General features: G+C 65.8%; 23 protein-coding genes, 1 tRNA gene and 1 pseudogene. 17 read left to right on the forward strand and 8 right to left on the reverse strand.

Going from position 1 to position 21,895, the window contains the following annotated elements:
- Window positions 1-190, forward strand: a pseudogene (locus WKW79_RS29085) (VOC family protein); the annotation flags it as partial.
- A gap of 111 nt (window positions 191-301) precedes the next feature.
- On the opposite strand, the gene WKW79_RS29090 reads toward WKW79_RS29085, so the two are convergent.
- Entirely contained in the window at window positions 302-799 is a 498-nt protein-coding gene (locus WKW79_RS29090; protein ID WP_340338721.1) for an Lrp/AsnC family transcriptional regulator, read from the reverse strand.
- A 115-nt stretch (window positions 800-914) separates the two neighbouring features.
- Between WKW79_RS29090 and yedA the strand changes: the two genes are divergently transcribed.
- Window positions 915-1,835, forward strand: coding sequence for a drug/metabolite exporter YedA (yedA, locus tag WKW79_RS29095; RefSeq protein ID WP_340338722.1), 921 nt, complete (start codon window positions 915-917; stop codon window positions 1,833-1,835).
- Window positions 1,836-1,839: 4 nt separating this feature from the next.
- Here the strand turns inward: yedA and WKW79_RS29100 are convergent, their stop codons facing one another.
- From WKW79_RS29100 to WKW79_RS29115, 4 genes are all read right to left on the reverse strand, one after another.
- Entirely contained in the window at window positions 1,840-2,472 is a 633-nt protein-coding gene (locus WKW79_RS29100) for a LysE family translocator (RefSeq protein ID WP_340338723.1), read from the reverse strand.
- On the reverse strand, window positions 2,469-3,095 hold the full coding sequence (locus tag WKW79_RS29105; protein ID WP_340338724.1) for an RnfABCDGE type electron transport complex subunit B: 627 nt from the start codon (window positions 3,093-3,095) through the stop codon (window positions 2,469-2,471). The genes WKW79_RS29100 and WKW79_RS29105 overlap by 4 nt, the downstream gene beginning before the upstream one ends.
- A 22-nt stretch (window positions 3,096-3,117) precedes the next feature.
- Window positions 3,118-4,551: a polyhydroxyalkanoate depolymerase gene (locus tag WKW79_RS29110; protein ID WP_340338816.1), complete on the reverse strand. Its 1,434-nt coding sequence runs from the start codon at window positions 4,549-4,551 to the stop codon at window positions 3,118-3,120.
- An 89-nt stretch (window positions 4,552-4,640) separates the two neighbouring features.
- Window positions 4,641-5,837 (reverse strand): amino acid aminotransferase, encoded by a 1,197-nt coding sequence (locus tag WKW79_RS29115; protein WP_340338725.1) that lies wholly within the window; start codon window positions 5,835-5,837, stop codon window positions 4,641-4,643.
- 157 nt (window positions 5,838-5,994) lie between these two features.
- On the opposite strand from WKW79_RS29115, the gene uvrB reads away from it, so the two are divergent.
- From uvrB to WKW79_RS29185, 14 genes are all read left to right on the forward strand, one after another.
- Window positions 5,995-8,127 (forward strand): excinuclease ABC subunit UvrB, encoded by a 2,133-nt coding sequence (gene uvrB, locus WKW79_RS29120; RefSeq protein ID WP_340338726.1) that lies wholly within the window; start codon window positions 5,995-5,997, stop codon window positions 8,125-8,127.
- Window positions 8,128-8,343: 216 nt separating this feature from the next.
- Window positions 8,344-8,880, forward strand: a complete 537-nt coding sequence (gene iscR / locus WKW79_RS29125) for a Fe-S cluster assembly transcriptional regulator IscR (RefSeq protein WP_213953907.1) — start codon at window positions 8,344-8,346, stop codon at window positions 8,878-8,880.
- A gap of 76 nt (window positions 8,881-8,956) precedes the next feature.
- Complete coding sequence (locus WKW79_RS29130; protein ID WP_340338727.1) at window positions 8,957-10,177, forward strand: IscS subfamily cysteine desulfurase; 1,221 nt, start codon at window positions 8,957-8,959, stop codon at window positions 10,175-10,177.
- 39 nt (window positions 10,178-10,216) lie between these two features.
- The gene (gene iscU / locus WKW79_RS29135; RefSeq protein ID WP_340338728.1) at window positions 10,217-10,630 is read left to right on the forward strand and encodes a Fe-S cluster assembly scaffold IscU; all 414 of its coding nucleotides are present in this window, start codon (window positions 10,217-10,219) and stop codon (window positions 10,628-10,630) included.
- A 1-nt stretch (window position 10,631) separates the two neighbouring features.
- Window positions 10,632-10,955 carry an iron-sulfur cluster assembly protein IscA gene (gene iscA, locus WKW79_RS29140; RefSeq protein WP_218511567.1) on the forward strand — a complete coding sequence of 108 codons (324 nt, stop codon included), beginning with the start codon at window positions 10,632-10,634 and terminating at the stop codon, window positions 10,953-10,955.
- A gap of 61 nt (window positions 10,956-11,016) precedes the next feature.
- Window positions 11,017-11,535 (forward strand): Fe-S protein assembly co-chaperone HscB, encoded by a 519-nt coding sequence (hscB, locus tag WKW79_RS29145; RefSeq protein ID WP_340338729.1) that lies wholly within the window; start codon window positions 11,017-11,019, stop codon window positions 11,533-11,535.
- A gap of 63 nt (window positions 11,536-11,598) precedes the next feature.
- On the forward strand, window positions 11,599-13,455 hold the full coding sequence (gene hscA, locus WKW79_RS29150) for a Fe-S protein assembly chaperone HscA (RefSeq protein ID WP_340338730.1): 1,857 nt from the start codon (window positions 11,599-11,601) through the stop codon (window positions 13,453-13,455).
- Window positions 13,456-13,464: 9 nt separating this feature from the next.
- On the forward strand, window positions 13,465-13,803 hold the full coding sequence (fdx, locus tag WKW79_RS29155; protein WP_340338731.1) for an ISC system 2Fe-2S type ferredoxin: 339 nt from the start codon (window positions 13,465-13,467) through the stop codon (window positions 13,801-13,803).
- Window positions 13,804-13,825: 22 nt separating this feature from the next.
- Window positions 13,826-14,545, forward strand: a complete 720-nt coding sequence (dnaQ, locus tag WKW79_RS29160) for a DNA polymerase III subunit epsilon (RefSeq protein ID WP_340338732.1) — start codon at window positions 13,826-13,828, stop codon at window positions 14,543-14,545.
- Between the two features lie 75 nt (window positions 14,546-14,620).
- Window positions 14,621-14,695, forward strand: a tRNA-Val gene (locus WKW79_RS29165).
- Between the two features lie 112 nt (window positions 14,696-14,807).
- Window positions 14,808-14,936, forward strand: a complete 129-nt coding sequence (locus WKW79_RS29170; protein ID WP_340338733.1) for a stereocilin — start codon at window positions 14,808-14,810, stop codon at window positions 14,934-14,936.
- Window positions 14,937-14,969: 33 nt separating this feature from the next.
- Entirely contained in the window at window positions 14,970-16,073 is a 1,104-nt protein-coding gene (locus WKW79_RS29175; RefSeq protein WP_340338734.1) for an NAD(P)/FAD-dependent oxidoreductase, read from the forward strand.
- A 114-nt stretch (window positions 16,074-16,187) separates the two neighbouring features.
- Window positions 16,188-16,502 (forward strand): ElaB/YgaM/YqjD family protein, encoded by a 315-nt coding sequence (locus tag WKW79_RS29180; protein WP_213953950.1) that lies wholly within the window; start codon window positions 16,188-16,190, stop codon window positions 16,500-16,502.
- Between the two features lie 66 nt (window positions 16,503-16,568).
- Entirely contained in the window at window positions 16,569-17,255 is a 687-nt protein-coding gene (locus tag WKW79_RS29185) for a phage holin family protein (protein WP_340338735.1), read from the forward strand.
- 4 nt (window positions 17,256-17,259) lie between these two features.
- Here WKW79_RS29185 and WKW79_RS29190 read toward each other — a convergent pair whose 3' ends face one another.
- Window positions 17,260-18,315, reverse strand: coding sequence for a quinone-dependent dihydroorotate dehydrogenase (locus tag WKW79_RS29190; RefSeq protein ID WP_340338736.1), 1,056 nt, complete (start codon window positions 18,313-18,315; stop codon window positions 17,260-17,262).
- 39 nt (window positions 18,316-18,354) lie between these two features.
- Here WKW79_RS29190 and rpiA point away from each other — a divergent pair, with 39 nt between their 5' ends.
- Window positions 18,355-19,053 carry a ribose-5-phosphate isomerase RpiA gene (rpiA, locus tag WKW79_RS29195; RefSeq protein WP_340338737.1) on the forward strand — a complete coding sequence of 233 codons (699 nt, stop codon included), beginning with the start codon at window positions 18,355-18,357 and terminating at the stop codon, window positions 19,051-19,053.
- A 67-nt stretch (window positions 19,054-19,120) separates the two neighbouring features.
- Here the strand turns inward: rpiA and WKW79_RS29200 are convergent, their stop codons facing one another.
- The gene (locus WKW79_RS29200; protein ID WP_340338738.1) at window positions 19,121-19,777 is read right to left on the reverse strand and encodes a glutaredoxin family protein; all 657 of its coding nucleotides are present in this window, start codon (window positions 19,775-19,777) and stop codon (window positions 19,121-19,123) included.
- Between the two features lie 50 nt (window positions 19,778-19,827).
- Complete coding sequence (locus tag WKW79_RS29205) at window positions 19,828-21,888, reverse strand: M3 family metallopeptidase (RefSeq protein WP_340338739.1); 2,061 nt, start codon at window positions 21,886-21,888, stop codon at window positions 19,828-19,830.
- Between the last annotated feature and the right edge of the window lie 7 nt (window positions 21,889-21,895).

A 21,895-nucleotide genomic window follows, 5' to 3' on the forward strand; every position in this document is an offset into this window, starting at 1 on the left:
TGCCAAGGGCGTGCGCTTTGCACCGGGCGGCATCCGCAAGGGCGCGGCGGGATTCGACATCTGCTTCCTGCATCCGAAGGCGAATGAGGAATTCCCGATTGCGGGAGAGGGCGTGTTGATCGAACTCGTCCAGGCGCCGGCGGAAGTGGTTGCAGCGTTCAGCGCGTTGCAATCAGCCCCAGCGGGCTAAACCCCTTCGTGGAACACCACGGAACCGGCTTCGCCCGGCCGTCGGTGTTGCCCCGGTGAGGGGGTGAGAGTCGCGCACGAAGTGCGCAGCGACCTGGGGGAGAGCGAAATCTCAGGCGTTCGTCACCTTCCGAATCGGCGGCTTCACATCCGAACGTTGCGGCGGCAGCATCGCCTGGTGCTCCCGCGCCGGGTTCAGGATGATCGAAGTCGCCGTCTCCGTCAGCAGGCAGAACTTCGTGACCACCGCATCGAGGTGCGCCACGTCGATCACAGCGATCTCCAGTACCCAACTGTCGTCGCCGGTGACGTTGTAGGCATTGATGCATTCGGGCGTCTGCTGCACCAGCTTGACGACGCGTGCGTACTCCGCACGCCCGACGCGAATGATCGCGCGGATGCCATAGCCCAGCTTCGACAGATCCACCGTCGCGCGATAGCCGCTGATCACGCCGCAGGCTTCGAGCTTGCGCACGCGCTCCGTCACGGCGGGCTGGCTCAGGTGCACGCGGCGGCCGAGTTCGGCCATGGTCAGGCGTGCATCGGCCTGGAGTTCGGCCAGGATGCGGGTGTCGTAGGCATCCAATGTGGGGTTCAAGGTCGTATCCATGAATCTCCTTTGAATCCACGGCATTCTGGCTGAAACACCGTCAATGGCACATGGTTTCGTGTGCTCGACCTTCATAGCATTGGAGGCATATCCTCCTCGCATTGGATCGAATCGGATGCCCGCCTTGAACTCACTCTCGCCCGTCGACAAGTTGGGGCCCACGGCCGCACGCGCCGGCCTGCCGCCCCTGCTGTTGCTGTGCCTCGCCGCCACCTGGCTGGTCTGGGGCTCGACCTACCTCGCGATCAAGTACGCGCTGCTGAGCTTTGCGCCCTTCCTGCAGATGGGCACGCGCTTCCTGGTTGCAGGTGCCTTGCTCGCCGCGTGGATGCGCTGGCGTGGTGTGGCCTGGCCGACGCGCCTGCAGTGGCGCAACGCACTGGTCATCGGCGGCCTCATGCTTGGTGGCGGCATGGGCGGAACGGCATTCGCCGAAGTCTCGGTGGGCTCCGGGCTGGTCGTGGCCTTCATTGCCGTCGTCCCGCTCATGATCGCGCTGCTCAACCTGTTCTGGGGCGTGGTCCCTCGCAAGCTCGAAGCCGTCGGGATCGCGTTGGGACTGGCCGGCGTACTGTTGCTAACCCAGGGCAACGGGTTCCAGGCCTCGCCGTCCGGCCTGTTGGCCATCGCCACGGCTTGCATTTGCTGGTCCGTCGGCAGCGTGCTGAGCCAGCGAACCTTGCCACTTGCAGATGGCGCCATGGGCTTTGCGAGCGAAATGATCTGCGGCGGCGTCGTGCTGATGTTGCTGTCGGCCTTGCATGGCGAATCCTTCGCCTGGCCGCCACAGCCGCTCGCAGTCGCGGCCTGGCTCTACCTCGTGGTGTTCGGCTCGCTGATCGCGTTCAACGCCTACATGGTCCTGCTGGCCCGTGCGCCGGCAGCGCTGGCCTCAAGCTATACCTTCGTCAATCCGGTCATCGCGATGCTGCTGGGCGTGCTGATCGCGGGCGAGACGGTCACACCTTACGAGTGGGGCGCCGTCACGGTGGTGCTGTCGGGCGTGCTCTTGCTGCTGTGGAAGCCTCGGGCTTGAACGCTCAGACGCTTGGCCGGCGCCAGAAGGCAAGCATCGCAGCCAATGCCCACATCCCCGCTGCACAGCCGCGATTGAGCCGTTGCAGGCTGCGCTTCGACAGCCAGCGCACAGCCTGCGTGCCGGCGGCCGCATAGGCCAACATCACGCAGGTGTCGAGCGCCACGAAGATCGCGCCGAGCACCATGTACTGGTGCGCCTGCGGCTGAGCGGTATCGATGAACTGCGGCAGGAAGGCCGCGAAGAACAGCACTGCCTTCGGGTTCGACAAGGCTACCGCCAGGCTGCGCAGCAGGGCGCGCCCGCCTTGTGGCGACTCGCCCTGCTCGGCCAGCGCTGCCTGCACGTCCGGCGGCGGCGTGCGCCACATCTTCACGCCGAGCCACACGAGGTAGAGCACCCCGGCCACCCGCAGCGCGTTGAACAGCAATTCCGACGCCGCCATCAGCGAGCCCAGCCCCAAGGCAACCGCGGAAATCACCGTGATGCTGCCCATCGAAGCCCCCGCGATGCCCCAGCCCGCGCGCCGCATGCCGCCCGAGATGCCGTTCGACAGCGCCAGCAGCATGGTTGGCCCTGGCGTGACCGCGAGCAGCAAGGAGGTGAGGATGAAGAGCAGCAGAGTGTCGGTGGTCATGGCTTTTTCGTGGTGGTGCGTGCGGCGGCGGCACGCGCACGTGCCAGGGCCGCTTCGACGATGGCGCGCTTGCGGTCTACGGGAGGCACAGGCACTTCGGCAGGTTCAGTCAGATCTTGCGGCCCACGCGCCGGGCGATGCGTGGCGTGGAGCGAATAGCGCTTCAGCGCCTCATCGGCCTGGCGTTGCGACCAGGCCTGCCAGCCGCTGCGCCCCGGCGTCACGTCCTCGAGCGAGATGCAGTCCACCGGGCACACCGGAATGCACAACTCGCAGCCTGTGCAATGCGGCTCGATGACAGTGTGCATGCGCTTGTGCATGCCGAGGATGGCATCGGTCGGGCAGGCGTCCAGGCACAGCGTGCAGCCGATGCACCAGGCCTCGTCGATCACCGCCATGCGCCGTGGCCCCTCGACGCCGAACTCCACCCCAAGCGGGCGCGGCGGTTTCCCCGTGATGGCGGCCAGCCGTTCGATGCCTTCGGCGCCGCCCGGCGGGCATTGGTGGATGCCGGCCTCGCCACTGGCGACCGCCTCGGCATAGCCCGCGCAATCGGGGTAGCCGCAACGCGTGCACTGCGTCTGCGGCAGTGCGGCGTGGATGCGCACTGCCAGCGGCGTCATGTCAACCCGAGGGACGGAAGAATCAGCGCGCGGCGCGCCGCGTCTTCGCAGGTGCCGCCGCGGCCTTGCGCACTGCCTTCGCGGGCGCTGCCGCCTTGCGCACAGACTTCGCGGCCGCTTGCGCCACGCGCTTCTTCGGCGCACGGATGGTGTCTTCGGCAGTGATGCGCGTCGTCGAACCCGCACGCTTCTGCGGCTCATCGTGCGCCGCAATGAACGCCGCGGCCTTCGGATACACGAGGTCGCGCCAGCGGCGACCGCTGAAGATGCCGTAGTGGCCCGCGCCCTTGACTTCGTAGTGCTCCTGGTGCGCCGCCGGAACGCCGGTGCAGAGCGCATGCGCCGCCTTGGTCTGGCCCGAGCCGGAGATGTCGTCCAGTTCGCCTTCCACGGTCAGCAGCGCGGTCTTGCGGATGTCCTGCGGCCGCACGCGCTCGATCTCGCCTTGCGGGTTCTTCACGTCCCAGGTGCCGTTGACCAGGCCGAACTCCTGGAACACCGTGCGGATGGTCTCGAGGTAGTAGTCCGCATCCATGTCCAGCACGGCGTTGTACTCGTCGTAGAACTTGCGGTGCGCCTCGGCGCTCGCATCGTCGCCCTTGATCAGGTCCTTGAAGTAGTCATAGTGGCTGCTGGCATGGCGGTCCGGGTTCATCGCGACGAATCCGGTGTGCTGCAGGAAGCCCGGATACACGCGCCGGCCTTCGCCAGGGAAGCCCTGCGGCACGCGGTAAATCACGTTGTTCTCGAACCATTCGAAGCTCTTGTTCGTCGCGAGGTTGTTGACCGCGGTTGGCGATTTGCGCGCGTCGATCGGGCCGCCCATCATGGTCATCGTGAGCGGCGTCTGTTCACCACGGCTCGCCATCAGCGAGACGGCCGCCAGCACGGGCACCGTCGGCTGGCACACGCTGACCACGTGGCAGTTGCCGTACTCGGACTGCAGCCGACGGATGAACTCCTGCACGTAGTTGACGTAGTCGTCCAGGTGGAACTCGCCTTCCGACAAGGGCACGGTGCGCGCGTTCTTCCAATCCGTGATGTAGACCTTGTGGCCCTGCAACAGGGTGCGCACGGTGTCGCGCAACAGGGTCGAGTAGTGGCCCGAGAGCGGCGCCACCACCAGCACCACCGGCTGTGCCTTCAACGTGTGCAAGGTGTGCGGGTCGTCGGTGAAGCGCTTGAAGCGGCGCAACTGGCAGAAGGGCTTGTCGAGCTCGATGACCTCCTGGATCACGACCTCGTCGCCCTCGACCATCACGCTCTTGATGTTGAACTCCGGCTTTTCGTAGTCCTTGCCCAGTCGATAGAGCAGGTCATAGCCGGCCGCCATGCGCTGCGCCATCGGGAGCTGGCCCCAGACGGCGCCCGGCGCATAGAGCTTGGAGGCGGCTTGCGCGAAGTCCGAAAACGGCTCCATCAAGGAGCGTTGAGCTTCGTAAAGCTGGTAGAGCATCATGGGCACCCTGTTATGTAAATGTTGCAGTGCAATGTATCAGCGCGCGCCACGATGCGTGTAGGGTGGAACCTACAAAATGTGACTGTTTAGATCACCTGCGCGACACATCTGCACACATATTCGATGTTCTTGCTGTTCAGCGCCGCCACGCACATGCGGCCGGTGTCCGTGCCATAGACGCCGAATTCATTGCGCAGGCGCACCATCTGGTCCTTGCTGAGGCCGGAGTAGCTGAACATGCCGATCTGCGTCGTGATGAAGCTCATGTCCTGCTTCACGCCGGCAGCCTTGAGTCCATCGACGAACTTCTGGCGCATCGCCTTGATGCGCACGCGCATTTCGGCCAGTTCAGCCTCCCAGACCGCGCGGCGGGCCGGGTCGTTCAGCACGGCAGCGACCACGGCGCCGCCGTGGATCGGCGGGTTGCTGTAGTTGGTGCGGATCGCGATCTTGAGTTGCGACAGCACGCGCGCCGCTTCTTCCTTGTTCTCGCACAGCACCGACAGGGCGCCGACGCGCTCGCCGTACAGGCTGAAGCTCTTGGAGAAGGAGGTCGACACGAAGAAGGTCAGGCCGGCCTCGACGAACTTGCCGATCACCGCGCCGTCCTCGGCAATGCCGTTGCCAAAGCCCTGGTAGGCCATGTCGAGGAAAGGCGTGAGGTTGCGGGCCTTCGCCGCGGCGATCACCTGGTCCCACTGTGCAGCGGTGATGTCGTAGCCGGTCGGGTTGTGGCAGCAGGCGTGCAGTACGACGATGGTGCCCGGGGCAGCAGCGTTCAGCGCGGCCAGCATGCCGTCGAAGTTGATGCCGCGCGTGGCCGCGTCGTAGTAGGGGTAGCTCTCGACCGGGAAGCCGGCGTTGGTGAACAGCGCGCGGTGGTTTTCCCAGCTCGGATCGCTGATCAACACGGTGGCGTTGGGGCTCAGCTTCTTCAGGAAGTCGGCGCCGACCTTGAGGCCGCCGGTGCCGCCGATGGCCTGGATGGTGGCCACGCGGCCAGATTTGACCGGCTCGCTGTCCGCGCCGAAGACCAGGCCCTTGACCGCGTTGTCATAGGCCACGATGCCGTCGATCGGCAGGTAGCCGCGCGCCGTCGGCGCCTTCATCATGTCGGCTTCCGCGTCTTTCACGCAGTTGAGCAGGGGAAGCTTGCCGTTGTCGTCGTAATAGACGCCGACGCCCAGGTTGACCTTGTTGGGATTGCTGTCGGCGGCGAATTGCTCGTTGAGGCCCAGGATCGGGTCGCGCGGCGCCATTTCGACGGCGGTGAACAGTGACATGGAGAAAAGTCCTTCGGATGAAATTCGATGCAACCCGGTGTCGCCCAGGTTTGCGCAGATGCTCGCGGCCCGCACGCCTGCACGAGGGCGGCGTACTCGGTTAGCCTAGCGAGTTCGCTTGAATTTTACCGACCGGACCGCATTTCTCCCGAACCCCATGCCTGAAATCTCCGAAGTCATCCCCGAACAGCAACATGCCGAGCCTGTCGGCCCCGTGAAAGCGGGCGAGTTCGTCAGGTTTCCAGGGTCGCCTTTCGAGCTGTTCCAGCCCTATCCGCCGGCGGGCGACCAGCCCACCGCCATCGAAGGCCTGGTGACGGGCGTGCAGGACGGCGAGGTGTTCCAGACGCTGCTCGGCGTCACCGGCTCGGGCAAGACATTCACCATGGCCAACGTGATCGCCCGGCTGGGCCGCCCGGCGATCGTGTTCGCGCCCAACAAGACGCTGGCCGCGCAGCTCTACAGCGAGTTCCGCGAGTTCTTCCCGCACAACGCGATCGAGTACTTCGTCAGCTACTACGACTACTACCAGCCCGAAGCCTACGTCCCACAGCGCGACCTGTTCATCGAGAAGGACTCGTCGATCAACGAGCACATCGAGCAGATGCGCCTGTCGGCCACGAAAAGCGTGCTGGAGCGGCGCGACACGGTGATCGTGGCCACGGTGAGCGCCATCTACGGCATCGGCACGCCGGAGGACTACACGCAGATGCGTTTCATCATGCGGGTGGGCGACAAGATCGGCCAGCGCGACGTGATCGGGCGGCTGATCCGCATGCAGTACACGCGCAACGAGCAGGACTTTGCGCGCGGCACCTTTCGCGTTCGCGGCGACACCATCGACATCTTCCCGGCCGAGCACAGCGAGCTCGCCATCCGCATCGAGCTCTTCGACGACGAGATCGAGACGCTGCAACTGTTCGACCCGCTCACCGGCCGCATTCGCCAGAAGATCCCGCGCTTCACGGTCTATCCGTCGAGCCACTACGTGACGCCGCGCGACAAGGTCATGACCGCGGTCGAGACGATCAAGATCGAGCTGGCCGGCCGGCTCAAGGAACTGGTCGGCGCCGGCAAGCTGGTCGAGGCGCAGCGCCTGGAGCAGCGCACGCGTTTCGACCTGGAAATGCTCGCCGAGATCGGCCACTGCAAGGGCATCGAGAACTATTCGCGCCATCTCTCGGGCGCGGCGCCCGGCGATCCGCCCGCGACGCTGACTGATTACCTGCCGAAGGACGCGCTGATGTTCCTCGACGAGAGCCACCAGATGATCGGCCAGCTCGGCGGCATGTACAACGGCGACCGCGCGCGCAAGACCACGCTGGTCGAGTACGGCTTCCGCCTGCCGTCGGCGCTGGACAACCGGCCGCTCAAGTTCGACGAATTCGAAACGCGCATGCGGCAGGCGATCTTCGTCTCGGCCACGCCCGCGCAGTACGAGAAGGACCATGCTGGCAACGTCGTCGAGCAACTGGTGCGCCCCACCGGCCTGATCGACCCGGAGGTCGAAGTCCGCCCCGCCACGCACCAGGTCGACGACGTGCTCGGCGAGATCCGCCTGCGCGTCGAGAAGAACGAACGCGTGCTGATCACCACGCTGACCAAGCGCATGGCCGAACAGCTCACCGACTACCTGAGCGACAACGGCGTCAAGGTGCGCTATCTGCACAGCGACATCGACACGGTGGAACGCGTTGAAATCCTGCGCGACCTGCGCCTGGGCAGCTTCGACGTGCTGGTCGGCATCAACCTGCTGCGGGAAGGCCTGGACATCCCGGAGGTCTCGCTGGTGGCCATCCTCGATGCCGACAAGGAAGGCTTCCTGCGCGCCGAGCGCTCGCTGATCCAGACCATCGGCCGGGCTGCCCGCAACCTGAACGGCAAGGCGATCCTCTACGCCGACAAGATGACCGACTCGATGAAGAAGGCCATCGACGAGACCGAGCGCCGCCGCGCCCGGCAGATCGCCCACAACGAGGCCAACGGCATCACGCCGCGCAGCATCGTCAAGCAGGTGCGCGACCTGATCGACGGCGTCTACAGCGAGAAGAGCGGCAAGGAAGCCGAGAAGCTCGAGCTGCAGCGCGCCAAGGTCGAGGACATGAGCGAGAAGGACGTTTCGCGCGAGATCAAGCGGCTGGAAAAGCTCATGCTGGAGCACGCCCGCAACCTCGAATTCGAGAAGGCTGCCCGCGTGCGCGACCAGTTGGCGCTGTTGCGCGAACAAGCTTTCGGCGCCCGCGGCAGCGACAACATCGCTGTGCTGACGCCAGGCGATTCGCGCGCCTGAAGAACCGTCACACCGGCGAATCGGGGTTTACCCGAGCGAGCCGGAGGGCTTTCTGGTATAGTTGACAGAAATAGTCAACAACAACGAACTCCAGATGAAGGGCCGGCTCCAACCAGATGGCAACACCAATGGTTTCGAGTCGGGCAGGGCGGAGACGATGTGGCCGAGCCTACCCGCACGGTGTCCATTCAACGGTAAGCACACAAGGAGCTTGCGATGCGCCTCACAACCAAAGGCCGTTTTGCGGTCACCGCGATGATCGACCTGGCCTTGCGCCAGAACACCGGTCCGGTCACGCTGGCTGCGATCAGCCAGCGCCAACAGATTTCGCTGTCCTACCTGGAACAGCTCTTCGGCAAGCTGCGTCGCCATGAACTCGTGGAATCCACGCGTGGCCCCGGCGGCGGCTACTCGCTGGGCCGCAAGGCCTCCGAGATCACGGTCGCCGACATCATCGTGTCGGTCGACGAACCCATCGACGCGACCCAGTGCGGCGGCAAGGAAAACTGCCTCGGCGAAGCCGGCCGCTGCATGACGCACGAGCTGTGGGCCTCGCTGAACCAGCGCATGGTCGAGTTCCTGGACTCTGTCACGCTGCAGAAGCTGGTCGACGACCAACTCGCCAAGGGCGTGCAGGTCGAGAACAAGCCGGTCGTGAAGCGCGCGATCTCGCCGCAGCCGGTGGTCAAGCCGATCCGCGTCAACGCACCGAATTCGGTGTTCGCCCTCGGCAACGTCTTCGCCAAATCCTGATGATCCGGCCGGCGCCCGCGGGTGCCGGCATCCTCGAATTCACCCCTCTTCCATCCTTCGCCAGCCCAAGCCAGCCATGGACGCTACGCCCCATTTCCCGATCTACCTTGACTACGGCGCCACCACGCCGGTGGACCCGCGCGTCGTCGACGCGATGATCCCCTGGCTGCGCGAACATTTCGGCAACCCCGCATCCCGCAGCCACGCCTGGGGCTGGGAAGCCGAGGAAGCGGTCGAGAAGGCCCGCGGCGAAGTCGCCGACCTGATCGGCGCCGACCCGCGCGAGATCGTCTGGACCTCCGGCGCCACCGAGTCCAATAACCTCGCGCTCAAGGGCGCGGCGCACTTCTACAAGGGCAAGGGCAAGCACCTGATCACGGTGAAGACCGAGCACAAGGCCGTGCTTGACACCATGCGCGAGTTGGAGCGCCAGGGCTTTGAAGTGACTTATCTCGACGTCGAGGACAACGGCCTGCTCGATCTGGACAAGTTCAAGGCGGCGATCCGCCCCGACACGATTCTGGCCAGCGTCATGTTCGTGAACAACGAGATCGGCGTCATCCAGGACCTGGTCGCGCTGGGCAATGCCTGCCGCGAAAAGGGCGTGATCTTTCACGTCGACGCCGCGCAGGCCACCGGCAAGGTCCACATCGACATGGCCAAGCTGCCGATCGACCTGATGAGCCTGGCCTCGCACAAGACCTACGGCCCCAAGGGCATCGGCGCGCTGTACGTGCGCCGCAAGCCGCGCGTGCGACTGGAAGCGCAGATGCACGGTGGCGGCCATGAGCGCGGCATGCGTTCGGGCACGCTGCCCACGCACCAGATCGTCGGCATGGGCGAGGCCTTCCGCCTTGCCAAGCTTGAGATGGACGAGGACATCGCCAAGGCGGCCAAGCTGCAAAAGCGCCTGCTGGACGGCCTGAAGGACGTGGAACAGGTGTTCATCAATGGCGACCTGGAACACCGCGTGCCGCACAACCTGAACATGAGCTTCAACTATGTCGAAGGCGAGTCGCTGATCATGGGCATCAAGGGCCTGGCGGTGTCGTCGGGCTCGGCCTGCACTTCGGCGAGCCTGGAGCCCAGCTACGTGTTGCGCGCCCTCGGCCGCAGCGACGAGCTGGCCCACAGCAGCCTGCGCATGACCATCGGCCGCTTCACGACCGAGGAAGAGATCGACTACGCGATCTCCACCATCAAGCACAACGTGGCGAAGCTGCGCGAACTCAGCCCCTTGTGGGAAATGTTCCAGGACGGCATCGACATCAGCACGATCCAGTGGGCTGCCCACTGAGACTGAAACTGACCGAACAAGACGCAAAGAGGTAACCCCATGGCATATTCATCCAAGGTCATCGACCACTATGAAAACCCGCGCAACGTCGGCTCCTTCGAAAAGGGTGACGACACGGTAGGCACCGGCATGGTCGGCGCGCCGGCTTGCGGCGACGTCATGAAGCTGCAGATCAAGGTCAACGCCGAGACCGGCGTGATCGAGGATGCACGCTTCAAGACCTACGGCTGCGGCTCGGCCATCGCCTCGTCCTCGCTCGTGACCGAATGGGTCAAGGGCAAGACGCTGGACGAGGCGGCGGCGCTGAAGAACGCCCAGATCGCCGAGGAACTGGCGCTGCCGCCGGTGAAGATCCACTGCTCGATCCTGGCGGAAGACGCGATCAAGGCAGCCGTCAACGACTACAAGGCAAAGCACGGCGCGGCCGTGGCCGCGACGGAAGCGACGCACTGAAATGGCCGTAACGCTCACTGAAGCAGCCGCGCGCCATGTCACCCGCTATCTCGGTAAACGGGGCAAGGGTGTGGGGGTTCGGCTGGGCGTCAAGACCACGGGCTGCTCGGGCTTGGCCTACAAGCTCGAGTACGTGGACGAACTGGCGCCGGAGGATGTCGTTTTCGAGGATCGCGGCGTGAAGGTGCTGGTGGATCCGAAGAGCCTGGCGTACATCGACGGCACGCAGCTCGACTTCGTGCGCGAAGGGTTGAATGAAGGTTTCAAGTTCCTGAATCCGAACGAACGCGACCGTTGCGGCTGCGGAGAGAGCTTCCGGATCTGATGTCCCGGCTCTCGGAGCCAACGGCCGCCAACATGTCATGTGCTGGCGGTTTTTTATTGCCATGAACCTCAACGACACCGATTTCCAACTGTTCGACGTGCCTGCCACGTTCGCGCAGGACCGTGCCAGGCTGGACGCGCGCTGGAAGGAACTCCAGCGCGAGGCGCACCCCGATCGCTTCGCCGCCCAGGGCGCCGCCGCGCAGCGCGTGGCGATGCAATGGTCGGTGCGCATCAACGAGGCCTACCAGCGGCTGAAGGACCCCATCAAGCGGGCGAGCTATCTTTGCTCCCTGAACGGCTCGCCGATCGATGCCGAAAAGAACACCGCCATGCCGCCGGACTTCCTGATGCAGCAGATGGAATGGCGCGAGGAACTCGACGAGGTCCACGACGAAGCCGGCGCCGACAAGTTGCGCGACGAGGTGGACGCCAGCCGGGTGCGCGCGCTGTCTTCGCTCGACTGGCTGATCGACGAGAAGGGCGACTATCCCGAAGCGGCCCGGCAGGTCAGAGCCCTCATGTTCATAGAGCGCTTCGCCGAGGACATCGATGCCAAGTCGGCACAGTGGGGACAATAGACACATGAACCGCGCCCACACCCACAATTTCACGCATTTGCTGCCCCGCAGGCGGGAGGCCTGATGGCACTGCTCCAGATTTCAGAACCGGGCCAGGCGCCGGACCCGCATCAACGCCGCATTGCGGTCGGCATCGACCTGGGTACGACGCATTCGCTCGTGGCCTCGATCCGCAACGGCGTGGCCGAATGCCTTCCTGATGCCGAGGGCCGCGTGCTGCTCCCGTCGGCCGTGCGCTACCTCGACCGCGAACGCCGCCAGATCGGCTTCGACGCACTGGCCGCGCGCTCCGACGACCCGGGCAACACGATCACCTCCGCCAAGCGCCTGATGGGCCGCGGCATGGCGGACATCGTCAACCGCCACGCAATGCCCTACACGCTGGTGGACGAGGGCGGCATGGTCAAGCTGGACACCGTCGCCGGCGTGAAGTCGCCGGTGGAGATCAGCGCCGAGATCCTGGCCACCTTGCGCTATCGCGCCGAGGACAGCTTCGACGACGACCTCTACGGCGTCGTCATCACCGTGCCGGCCTACTTCGACGAAGGCCAGCGACAGGCCACCAAGGATGCGGCCGAACTGGCCGGCTTGAACGTGCTGCGCCTCATCAGCGAGCCGACCGCCGCCGCGATCGCCTATGGCCTGGACAACGCCAGCGAAGGCGCCTACGCGGTTTACGACCTCGGTGGTGGCACCTTCGACATCTCTATCCTGCGGCTCACGCAGGGCGTGTTCGAGGTGATTGCCACGGGCGGCGACTCCGCGCTGGGTGGCGACGACTACGACCACGCGCTGGCCGATCACGTGCTTGCCTCGACTGGCCTGACGGTTGATACCGCCGCGGACAAGGCAGCCCTTTTGATCGCAGCGCGTGCGGCCAAGGAGGCGTTGACGAGCGCCGAATCGGTCAACTTCCACGCTGGCTTGTCGGTCGGGACCATCAACCAGCGCCTGACGCGCGAGCAGTTCGACGAAGCGACCAAGCCGCTCACCGACCGCACGGTGGCCGCCGTCCGCAAGACGCTGCGCGACGCCAAGCTCAAGCCGGACGACTTGAAGGGCGTCGTGCTGGTCGGCGGCGCCACGCGCATGCCGCAGATCCGCCGCGCGATGGCGACCTTCTTCGGTCGCGAGCCGCTCACCAACCTCAATCCGGACGAAGTCGTGGCACTCGGCGCCGCGATCCAGGCGAACCAGTTGGCTGGCAACGGCGGCTCCGGTGACCTGCTGCTGCTCGACGTGATCCCGCTGTCCCTCGGCATCGAGACGATGGGCGGCCTGGTCGAGCGCATCGTGCCGCGCAACCAGACCATCCCTACCGCGATGGCGCAGGACTTCACCACCTATCAGGACGGCCAGACCGCGCTGGCGCTGCATGTGGTGCAAGGCGAGCGCGACCTGGTGGCCGACTGCCGCAGCCTCGCGCGCTTCGAACTGCGCGGCATCCCGCCGATGGCCGCTGGCGCCGCCCGCATACGCGTGACCTTCACCGTCGATGCCGATGGCCTGCTCAGCGTGGGCGCGAAGGAGCAGGGCAGTGGCGTGGAAGCGCATGTCACGGTCAAGCCGTCGTATGGCCTGTCGGACGATCAGATCGCGAAGATGCTGCAAGAAAGCTTCACGACCGCCGCCGCCGACATGCAGGCCCGCGCGCTGGTCGAGGCCCGCGTCGATGCGGACCGCATGCTGCTCGCCACGCAAAGCGCACTCGACGCCGATGGCGACCTGCTCGACGCCGACGAACGCGCCGCCATCGAATCGCTGATGACTGCACTGCGCGAAGCACGCGGCGCCGAAGAAGCGGCCGTTGTCGAAGCCGCCACCAAGGCCCTCGCCGACGGCACCGAAGCCTTTGCCGCGCAGCGCATGAACCAGGGCATTGCGCGCGCGCTGTCGGGCCGCAAGCTCGAGTCTCTCTAGAAAAAACGAATGCCCACGATCAAGATCCTTCCCCACGCCGAGTACTGTCCGCAGGGCGCCGAAATCAGCGCGCCCACCGGCACCTCGATCTGCGAGGCTTTGCTCGACCACAAGATCAACATCGAGCATGCCTGCGACATGAGCTGCGCCTGCACCACCTGCCACGTGATCGTGCGACAGGGCCTCAACTCGCTCAACGAAGCCGACGAAGCCGAAGAAGACCTGCTCGATCGCGCCTGGGGCCTCGAGCCGCAATCGCGCCTGAGCTGCCAGGCCATCCTCGCGCAGCAGGACGTGACCATCGAGATTCCGAAGTACTCGATCAACCACGCCAAGGAAAACCACTGATGCGCCGCGGCAAGGATCCAGCATGACCCGCCAGATCGTCCTCGACACCGAAACCACCGGCCTGTCCGCCGAGAACGGCGACCGCGTGATCGAACTCGGCTGCGTCGAGCTGTACGCGCGCAAGCTCACCGGCAACGACCTGCACATCTACTTCAACCCCGAGCGCGAGAGCCATGAAGACGCGCTCAAGGTGCACGGCCTGACGACCGACTTCCTGCGCGACAAGCCCAAGTTCGGCACGCTCGCGAAGGACGTGGTCGAGTACCTGCGCGGCGCCGAGCTGATCATCCACAACGCGGCCTTCGACGTCGGCTTCCTCAACAAGGAACTCGAGCTGGCCGGCCTGCCGCCCCTGCACACCTTCGTCAGCGAAGTCACCGACACGCTGGCCATGGCCAAGCAGTTGTACCCCGGCAAGCGCAACTCGCTCGACGCGCTGTGCGATCGCTACGGCGTGGACCGCTCCAACCGCACGTTCCACGGCGCGAAGCTGGACGCGCAACTGCTCGCCGACGTCTACATCAACCTCACCCGCGGCCAGGATGCGCTGCTGATCGACGTGGGCCAGGACGAGCCCGAGATCGGCACGGTCGTCGCGATCGACCTGAGCCAGTTCACCTTGCCGGTGCTGATGGCGGGCGAGCAGGAACTCGCCGCGCACGAGGCCGCGTTGCTGCAACTCGACAAGGCCAGCAACGGGCGCACGCTGTTTCGCCAGGTCACTGAAAATTCTGTGGCATAATCTGAGGCTCCGCTGCAAACGGCGGAGCAAATCTGGCGGTGCCAACAACCCACGCGGTTGCACAGGTTCCGATCAGGGCGGTTAGCTCAGGGGTAGAGCACAGCATTCACACTGCTGGGGTCGGAGGTTCGAAGCCTCCACCGCCCACCAAATTCCTTCTTGCACAAGCACATGATGTCGGCCCAGGCCGACGTCTCGTTACGCCTGCTCGCCATGCGCGCCCGAATGGGTTCACACTACCGCGCATTGAAGGAGACGCGTCATGGTCCCATCCTCTCACCTGGCCACAGCCACCGCGCCGGACCCGCCCGACATGCCGGTCGAACCGGACGAAGGCCCCGTCGCACCCACACCCGATCCCTCCGAGCCCGACGCGCCGCAAAAGGTCTAGTTCCTCGCTTGCCCGCGTGGTTAAGCTCGGGCGATGGATGAATTTGATTGCGCCGTCATCGGCGCCGGAGTGGTCGGCTTGGCCGTGGCGCGTGAACTGGCGCTGGCGGGTCGCGAAGTCATCGTGCTGGAGAGCGAGGGTGCCGTCGGCACCGGCACCAGTTCGCGCAACAGCGAGGTGATCCACGCCGGCATCTACTACCCCAAGGGCTCCCTCAAGGCGCGGCTGTGCGTCGAGGGGAAGTGGCTGTTGTACGAATACCTCCAGGCGCGCGGCCTGCCGTTCAAGCGATGCGGCAAGCTCATCGTCGCAACCTCGAGAGCGCAGGTCGGTGAACTGGAGGCCATCCGCGCAAAGGCTGCCGCAAATGGTGTCGACGATCTCGAATGGCTCGATGCCGATGCCGTGCGCGAGATGGAGCCGAAGCTGCACTGCCTGGCCGCGCTCCATTCCCCGAGCACGGGCATCGTCGACAGCCACGCGCTGATGTTGAGCTTGCAGGGCGAACTCGAAAACGCGGGCGGCGTCGTGGCGCTCAAGTCGCCCGTGGACCGCGCCGATTGCCGCGATGGTGCGATCGTCCTCCAGGCCGCGGACGGCACGCAGTTGCGCTGCCGCAGCGTGGTCAATGCAGCGGGTCTCGGGGCCCCGGCGCTCGCGCGGCGCTTCGAAGGCCTGGACCCGGGCCTCGTGCCGACGCCGTATTTCGCCAAGGGTAACTACTTCACGCTCGCCGGCCGCGCACCCTTCAGCCGGCTCATCTACCCCGTGCCCGAAGCCGCCGGACTCGGCGTCCACCTGACACTCGACCTCGGCGGGCAGGCGAAGTTCGGACCCGACGTGCAGTGGGTCGAGTCTCCGGACGACCTCGTCGTCGACCCCGCGCGCGGCGATGCCTTCTACGCGGAAGTCCGGCGCTACTGGCCGGAACTGCCTGACGGCGCCTTGCTCCCGGGCTATGCCGGCATGCGCCCCAAGATCTCCGGCCCGGGCCAGCCCCCCGCCGATTTCATGATCCAAGGCCCCGAGGACCAAGGCGTGGCCGGCCTGGTCAACCTTTTCGGCATCGAATCGCCCGGCCTCACCAGCAGTTTGGCGATCGCGCGACACGTGGCCCGGCTGCTTGCGAAAGTATGAGTTTCAGCGCGCCAAAGGACATGCACGCATGTACCATGAGCCGGCACGCCACTTGCAGGCGTGAAGTGGCCGGCGCGGTGCCGGCCCACCATCTACTGGAGGGAAGATATACAAATGACTGCATCCACCCAAAATCTGGAAGCGGCAGCCAACGCTGTCGCTGAAGATCTGGCCAACGACGTGCGCGGCGTGCTGGCCAGCAAGGAACTCGATTCCGTTCCTCACATCAAGGCGCTGCGCCAGCGCGTCGACGCCAAGCTGGCGATTGCCCGCGAACTGGCCCAGGAAAAGACCAAGCTGGCCGCCAAGAAGGCGCGTGAAGCCGCCGGTTCGGCCAACGCCTACGCACATGACGAACCCTGGCAGATCGCCGGTGCCGCACTGGCGGTGGGCATCCTGGTGGGCCTGCTGCTTGGTCGCCGCGACTGATGCCGCCACGCTTCACACCCCGCAGCATCGACCCGTGCACTTGATTCGCAGACCTGGAGTCTGCCCATGAAACTGCTGTCCCTGTTCGGGCTCGACGCCCGGATACGCGGGCTGCGCATCGCGGCCAGCGAGGGCGCCCTGGCGGCGGAAGACCGCGTTCAACTCCTGCGCACGGCGTGGGAGGAGGAAAAGCAGCGCTACAAGCAGATGCTCCTGCTGGTGATCGCGGTGCTGGGACTGACGACGGTGGCCGTGGCCTTGCTCTCGGTTGCGATCGTCGTGCACTTCTGGGACACCCCCAATCGCATCGCCGCCGCCTGGTCGGTGGCCGCGTTGTGGATCGTGCTCTGGGTGATCGCCATGGTGAAGCTGATGCAGGCCATGAATGGCGCAAGGACCGTGGTCGCCGAGACGCGCCGCGAGTTCGAGCGGGACTGGGAATGGGCGCGACATCGCTTCGGCCTCGACCGCCACGATGGCGAGGAGCGGCCGGAACGACCGGCCACCCGCGAGGAATTGCTGGCGCGCATCGAGCGGCAACGCCTGCGCATCATGACGCTCGAAGCGCCGGACCCGGAGCCTGCTCCGGGCGCCTTGCCGGACGAGTCCGCCGGCGCCGCCGCGCTGCGCATCGCGCGGGAACATCCGGTGGCCACGGGCGTGGCAGCGGCGGCCGTCGTGGCTGTGCTGGGGCCGCGTCGGTTGATTCGCTGGGGTGCGGTTATAGCGCCAATCGTCTGGCGAATGCGCTGACCCTTCAGCCGCGCTTGAGCGCGCTGGCGGCCTCGCGCACGAGCCCTGGGCCGCGATAGATCAGGCCGGTGTAGATCTGCACCACGTCGGCACCGGCGGCGATCTTGGCCTTGGCGTCGGCCGCGCTCATGACACCGCCGACACCGATGATGGGGAATGCCTTGCCGAGCGCGCCGCGCAATTGGGCGATGACGCGATTGCTGGCTTCGCGCACCGGCGCGCCGGAGAGGCCGCCGGCTTCATTCGCATGCGGGAGACCCGCCACGGCTTCACGGGACAGCGTCGTGTTGGTGGCGATGACGCCATCCATGCCGTGACGTTTCAAGGTAGCAGCGATCACCGACACCTGCGATTCATCAAGGTCCGGCGCGATCTTCACGAACATCGGCACCTGCCGCCCCTGTTGTGCCGCCAGCGACTTGCGACGCTCCGCGAGCGTACCCAGCAGCGAATCGAGCGCCTCGTCGCTCTGCAGCGTGCGCAGGTTGGCCGTGTTTGGGCTGGAGATATTGATCGTCACGTAGTCGGCGTGCGGGTAGACGCCTTCGAGGCATTGCAGGTAGTCGTCGGTCGCGCGCTCGATGGGCGTGGCGGCGTTCTTGCCAATGTTGAGGCCCAGCAGCATCGGTGCCTTCCCGCCGGCGTTCTTGCGAAAGCGGGCGCGCTGCACATTGGCGAGGAAGGCATCGAGCCCGTCGTTGTTGAAGCCCAGGCGGTTGATCAGCGCGTCGCGCTGCGGCAAGCGGAACATGCGTGGCTTCGGATTGCCGGGCTGGGCCTTGGGCGTGACGGTGCCGACCTCGACGAAGCCGAAGCCCATGGAGGCGAATCCGTCGATGCAGCGGGCGTTCTTGTCGAGTCCCGCGGCCAGGCCGACCTTGTTGGGGAATTTCAGGCCCGCCAGCGTGACCGGATCCTCGACGCGCGACCCGCCATAGACGCAGGCCAGCGGCGTGTTCTGCGTGCGCTCCAGGCCGGCGATCGTGAGTTCATGGGCGTGTTCGGGATCGAGGCCGAACAGGAAGGGGCGCGCGAAGGCGTAGGGGAGCATCAGGGACATCGGATAATTCTCGGCTTCAGACACTCAGGATTTTCCCCGATGAATGCATCCACCCCGGCGCCTTTGACCCAGGACGAACTCAAGACCCTGGTTGGCCAGGCCGCGCTCCAGTATGTGGTGCCCGGCGAAATCGTCGGCGTGGGCACTGGGTCCACGGTGAACAAGTTCATCGATGCGCTCGGCACCATCAAGGATCGGATCCGTGGCGCGGTGTCAAGTTCGGTGGCCTCGACCGAGCGCCTGCGAGCCTTGGGCATCGAGGTGTTCGACAGCAACGAGGTGGACGAACTGTCGGTCTACATTGACGGCGCGGACGAGATCGACGGCCGCGGCTACATGGTCAAGGGCGGTGGCGCGGCGCTCACGCGCGAGAAGATCGTCGCGGCCCAGTCGCGCCGCTTCATCTGCATCGCGGACGTGTCGAAGCGCGTCGAGGTGCTGGGGGCGTTTCCGCTGCCGGTGGAAGTGATCCCGATGGCCGCGCGGCGCGTGATGCGGCAGTTCGAGAAGCTGGGCGGCATGGCGCAGGTGCGCGAGCGCGACGGCCTGCCACTGGTGACCGACAACGGGCAGCACATCGTCGACGTGACCGGCCTGAAGATCCGCGATCCGCTGGCGTTCGAGAGCGAGATCAGCCAGTGGCCCGGCGTGGTCACGGTGGGTGTGTTCGCGCACCAGAAGGCCGACGTGTGCCTGCTGGGCACGCCGACGGGCGTGGAGACGCTCAAGTTCGATTGAGTTCGAAGTCGAAGTGGCTTGCCGCTTCGACGGCATCCGCCGCGACGGAGGATGCCAGCCGCGAAGCCTAGAACTTGATGCCGGCAGGGTTGCCTGGATTGGGCCCTGAGATGGCGGCGGGCACCGGCGGTGGCGCAGCGGGGGCAGTGGCGGTCGCAGGGGCACGAGCTGCCGGCGCCGGCGCTTCCTTGACCGCGACCAGCGGCTGCGCGGGCGGCCTCGCGTAACCGGCACTCAACTGGTTGCTCTTGGGGTAGCCCGCCGCATCGAGGTACTGCGACCATTCGATGTCGGAGTAGCCCTTGAGTTGCTGCGTGCCAATGCTTACCACCGGCAGCGTGTTCTGGCCGCTCAGGCGCTGCAACGCCGCCACATCCTCGTTCGACTTGACCGTGCGTTCGCTGAAAGGCACACCGCGTGTTGTCAGCATCGCGCGCGCCGCATTGCAGGGCTGGCATTCATCGCCGGTGTAGAGCGTGACGGGGTAGCGCTGGACCACCTGGCGCAGCTCGTAGGGCAGGGCGCTGGCGCTCGGATCAGGCATCTCGTTCACCGTGCCACCGCGCGGCGTCGCGGGCTGCGCGGCCCGCGACGAGGGCTGGTCCGTATAGGTCACGACCCCATTCTTGTCGACCTGGCGATAGACCTGCGCCATCGTGCTGCCGGCCATCAAGAGTGACAGGAGCGCGAGGTAGCGGCCGTTGAGAGGTGAAGAAAAGCGCATCGGGAACTCCGGGTCATCGACTGTCAATGGGGCCGAGTATCCGTCAGGGTTCAGGCCGCGTGCGACTCGGCCATGCCCTGATGTCGCAACAGCGCATCAAGTTGCGGCTCGCGGCCGCGGAAGGCCTTGAAGGACTCCATCGCGCTGCGGCTGCCGCCGGCTTCGAGGATGGCTTGGCGGTACTTGCGGCCGGTCTCGATGCTGGGCTCGCCGTTGGCACCGGCCGTTTCCTCGAAGGCGGCATAGGCGTCGGCGCTCAGCACCTCGGCCCACTTGTAGCTGTAGTAGCCGGCCGCGTAGCCGCCCGAGAAGATGTGGCTGAAGGTGTTGGGTGTGCGGCTGAATTCCGGCGAGGGCATGACGGCCACTTCGGCGCGCACCTGGCCCAGCAGCGCGAGGACGTCGCCGGGTTGGGCGGTGGCAGCGTCGTAGCTGGTGTGGAGCAGCATGTCGAACAGCGAGAACTCGATCTGTCGCAGCGTCTGCAGGCCGCTCTGGTAGTTCTTGGCGGCGGTCATCTTGTCGAACAGGGCGCGCGGCAGCGGCTCGCCGGTGTCGACGTGGGCGGTCATATGCTTCAGCACGTCCCATTCCCAGCAGAAGTTCTCCATGAACTGGCTCGGCAACTCGACCGCATCCCATTCGACGCCGCTGATGCCGGACACATCGCGCTCGTTGATCTGCGTGAGCATGTGGTGCAGGCCGTGGCCGAACTCGTGGAACAGCGTGGTCACGTCATCATGGGTAAGCAGCGGCGGCTTGCCGTCGACGCCGTCGGCGAAATTGCAGACCAGTTGCGCGACCGGCGTCTGCAGGGCGCCGGTGTCGGGGCGCAGCCAGCGGGCGCGCACGTCGTCCATCCAGGCGCCGCCTCGCTTGCCGGCGCGCGCGGACGGGTCAAGGTAGAACTGGCCGACCTTCTGCGCGCCTTGCGGGGTCTGGCGCTCGATGCGATAGAACTCGACGCTCGGGTGCCACACCGGTGCGTCGTCGCGGCGGATGTTCACTTCGAACAAGGTCTCGACGATCTTGAACAGACCGGCCATGACCTTCGGCGCGGTGAAGTACTGCTTGACCTCCTGCTCGCTGAAGGAATAGCGCGCTTCCTTGAGCTTCTCGCCGATGTAGCTCCAGTCCCAGGGCTGTGGGTCGGCCAGGCCGAGCGATTCGGCGGCGAAGGCGCGCAGGTCGGCCAGATCGCGCTCGCCGTAGGGGCGGGCCTTGGCGGCGAGGTCGCGCAGGAACTGGATGACCTGCTCCGGGGATTCGGCCATCTTCGGCACCACCGAGAGCTCGCCGAAGTTCTTGTAGCCGAGCAGGCGGGCCTCCTCCTGGCGCAGTTCGAGGATCTCGCGGATCAGCGCGGTGTTGTCGAGTTCGGGCGGGCCGAATTCGCTGGCCCGCGTGACGTAAGCGCGGTAGAGCGTCTGGCGCAGCGCGCTGCTTTTGGCGAACTGCATCACCGGCAGGTAGCAGGGCATCTTCAGGGTGAGCCTGTAGCCGGGCTTGCCCTCGGCTTCCGCGGCTGCGCGAGCCGTGCTGATGACGTCCTCGGGCACACCTTCAAGCTCCGGCAATTCGGCGTAGTAGGAGAAGGCGTCGGTTGCGTCGAGTGCGTTCTCGCTGAACTTCTGGCTCAGCTCGGCCTGCCGTTCCTGGATCGCCGCGAAGCGCTCCTTGGCCGCTCCCTGCAATTCCGCACCGCCGAGGACGAAGTTGCGCACCGCGTACTTGTGGGCCTGGCGCTGCTCGGCATTGAGCGTGGCCACATCGACGGCCTTGTACTTGGCATACATGCGCTCGTCGGAGCCGAGTTGGGTCCAGAAGGCGGTGACGCGCGGCATGGCCTCGTTGTAGGCGGCGCGCAGCGTGGGCGTGTCGGCGACCGCGTTGAGATGGCCGACCGCGCCCCAGGCCCGGCTGAAGCGCTCGGTGGACACGTCCAGCACCTTGGCGATCGCCGTCCACTCCGCGGGGAATTCCGGTGCGGTCACGGTCTGCAGCGCGGTCTCGGCATCGGCCAGCAGCACGTCGACGGCGGGCGCCACATCCTCGGGTTTGATCTTGTCGAACAGGGGGAGGTCGGTGAAATCGAGGAGAGGATTGGTCATGGTCTGG

It is taken from the genome of Variovorax robiniae (assembly GCF_037889955.1).
Taxonomy (GTDB): domain Bacteria; phylum Pseudomonadota; class Gammaproteobacteria; order Burkholderiales; family Burkholderiaceae_C; genus Variovorax; species Variovorax robiniae.

Bases quoted from the DNA above. Each gene is read 5' to 3' on its own strand.
- WKW79_RS29090 (WP_340338721.1), bottom strand. From the start codon at position 799: ATGGATACGACCTTGAACCCCACATTGGATGCCTACGACACCCGCATC.
- yedA (WP_340338722.1), top strand. From the start codon at position 915: ATGCCCGCCTTGAACTCACTCTCGCCCGTCGACAAGTTGGGGCCCACG.
- WKW79_RS29100 (WP_340338723.1), bottom strand. From the start codon at position 2,472: ATGACCACCGACACTCTGCTGCTCTTCATCCTCACCTCCTTGCTGCTC.
- WKW79_RS29105 (WP_340338724.1), bottom strand. From the start codon at position 3,095: ATGACGCCGCTGGCAGTGCGCATCCACGCCGCACTGCCGCAGACGCAG.
- WKW79_RS29110 (WP_340338816.1), bottom strand. From the start codon at position 4,551: ATGCTCTACCAGCTTTACGAAGCTCAACGCTCCTTGATGGAGCCGTTT.
- WKW79_RS29115 (WP_340338725.1), bottom strand. From the start codon at position 5,837: ATGTCACTGTTCACCGCCGTCGAAATGGCGCCGCGCGACCCGATCCTG.
- uvrB (WP_340338726.1), top strand. From the start codon at position 5,995: ATGCCTGAAATCTCCGAAGTCATCCCCGAACAGCAACATGCCGAGCCT.
- iscR (WP_213953907.1), top strand. From the start codon at position 8,344: ATGCGCCTCACAACCAAAGGCCGTTTTGCGGTCACCGCGATGATCGAC.
- WKW79_RS29130 (WP_340338727.1), top strand. From the start codon at position 8,957: ATGGACGCTACGCCCCATTTCCCGATCTACCTTGACTACGGCGCCACC.
- iscU (WP_340338728.1), top strand. From the start codon at position 10,217: ATGGCATATTCATCCAAGGTCATCGACCACTATGAAAACCCGCGCAAC.
- iscA (WP_218511567.1), top strand. From the start codon at position 10,632: ATGGCCGTAACGCTCACTGAAGCAGCCGCGCGCCATGTCACCCGCTAT.
- hscB (WP_340338729.1), top strand. From the start codon at position 11,017: ATGAACCTCAACGACACCGATTTCCAACTGTTCGACGTGCCTGCCACG.
- hscA (WP_340338730.1), top strand. From the start codon at position 11,599: ATGGCACTGCTCCAGATTTCAGAACCGGGCCAGGCGCCGGACCCGCAT.
- fdx (WP_340338731.1), top strand. From the start codon at position 13,465: ATGCCCACGATCAAGATCCTTCCCCACGCCGAGTACTGTCCGCAGGGC.
- dnaQ (WP_340338732.1), top strand. From the start codon at position 13,826: ATGACCCGCCAGATCGTCCTCGACACCGAAACCACCGGCCTGTCCGCC.
- WKW79_RS29170 (WP_340338733.1), top strand. From the start codon at position 14,808: ATGGTCCCATCCTCTCACCTGGCCACAGCCACCGCGCCGGACCCGCCC.
- WKW79_RS29175 (WP_340338734.1), top strand. From the start codon at position 14,970: ATGGATGAATTTGATTGCGCCGTCATCGGCGCCGGAGTGGTCGGCTTG.
- WKW79_RS29180 (WP_213953950.1), top strand. From the start codon at position 16,188: ATGACTGCATCCACCCAAAATCTGGAAGCGGCAGCCAACGCTGTCGCT.
- WKW79_RS29185 (WP_340338735.1), top strand. From the start codon at position 16,569: ATGAAACTGCTGTCCCTGTTCGGGCTCGACGCCCGGATACGCGGGCTG.
- WKW79_RS29190 (WP_340338736.1), bottom strand. From the start codon at position 18,315: ATGTCCCTGATGCTCCCCTACGCCTTCGCGCGCCCCTTCCTGTTCGGC.
- rpiA (WP_340338737.1), top strand. From the start codon at position 18,355: ATGAATGCATCCACCCCGGCGCCTTTGACCCAGGACGAACTCAAGACC.
- WKW79_RS29200 (WP_340338738.1), bottom strand. From the start codon at position 19,777: ATGCGCTTTTCTTCACCTCTCAACGGCCGCTACCTCGCGCTCCTGTCA.
- WKW79_RS29205 (WP_340338739.1), bottom strand. From the start codon at position 21,888: ATGACCAATCCTCTCCTCGATTTCACCGACCTCCCCCTGTTCGACAAG.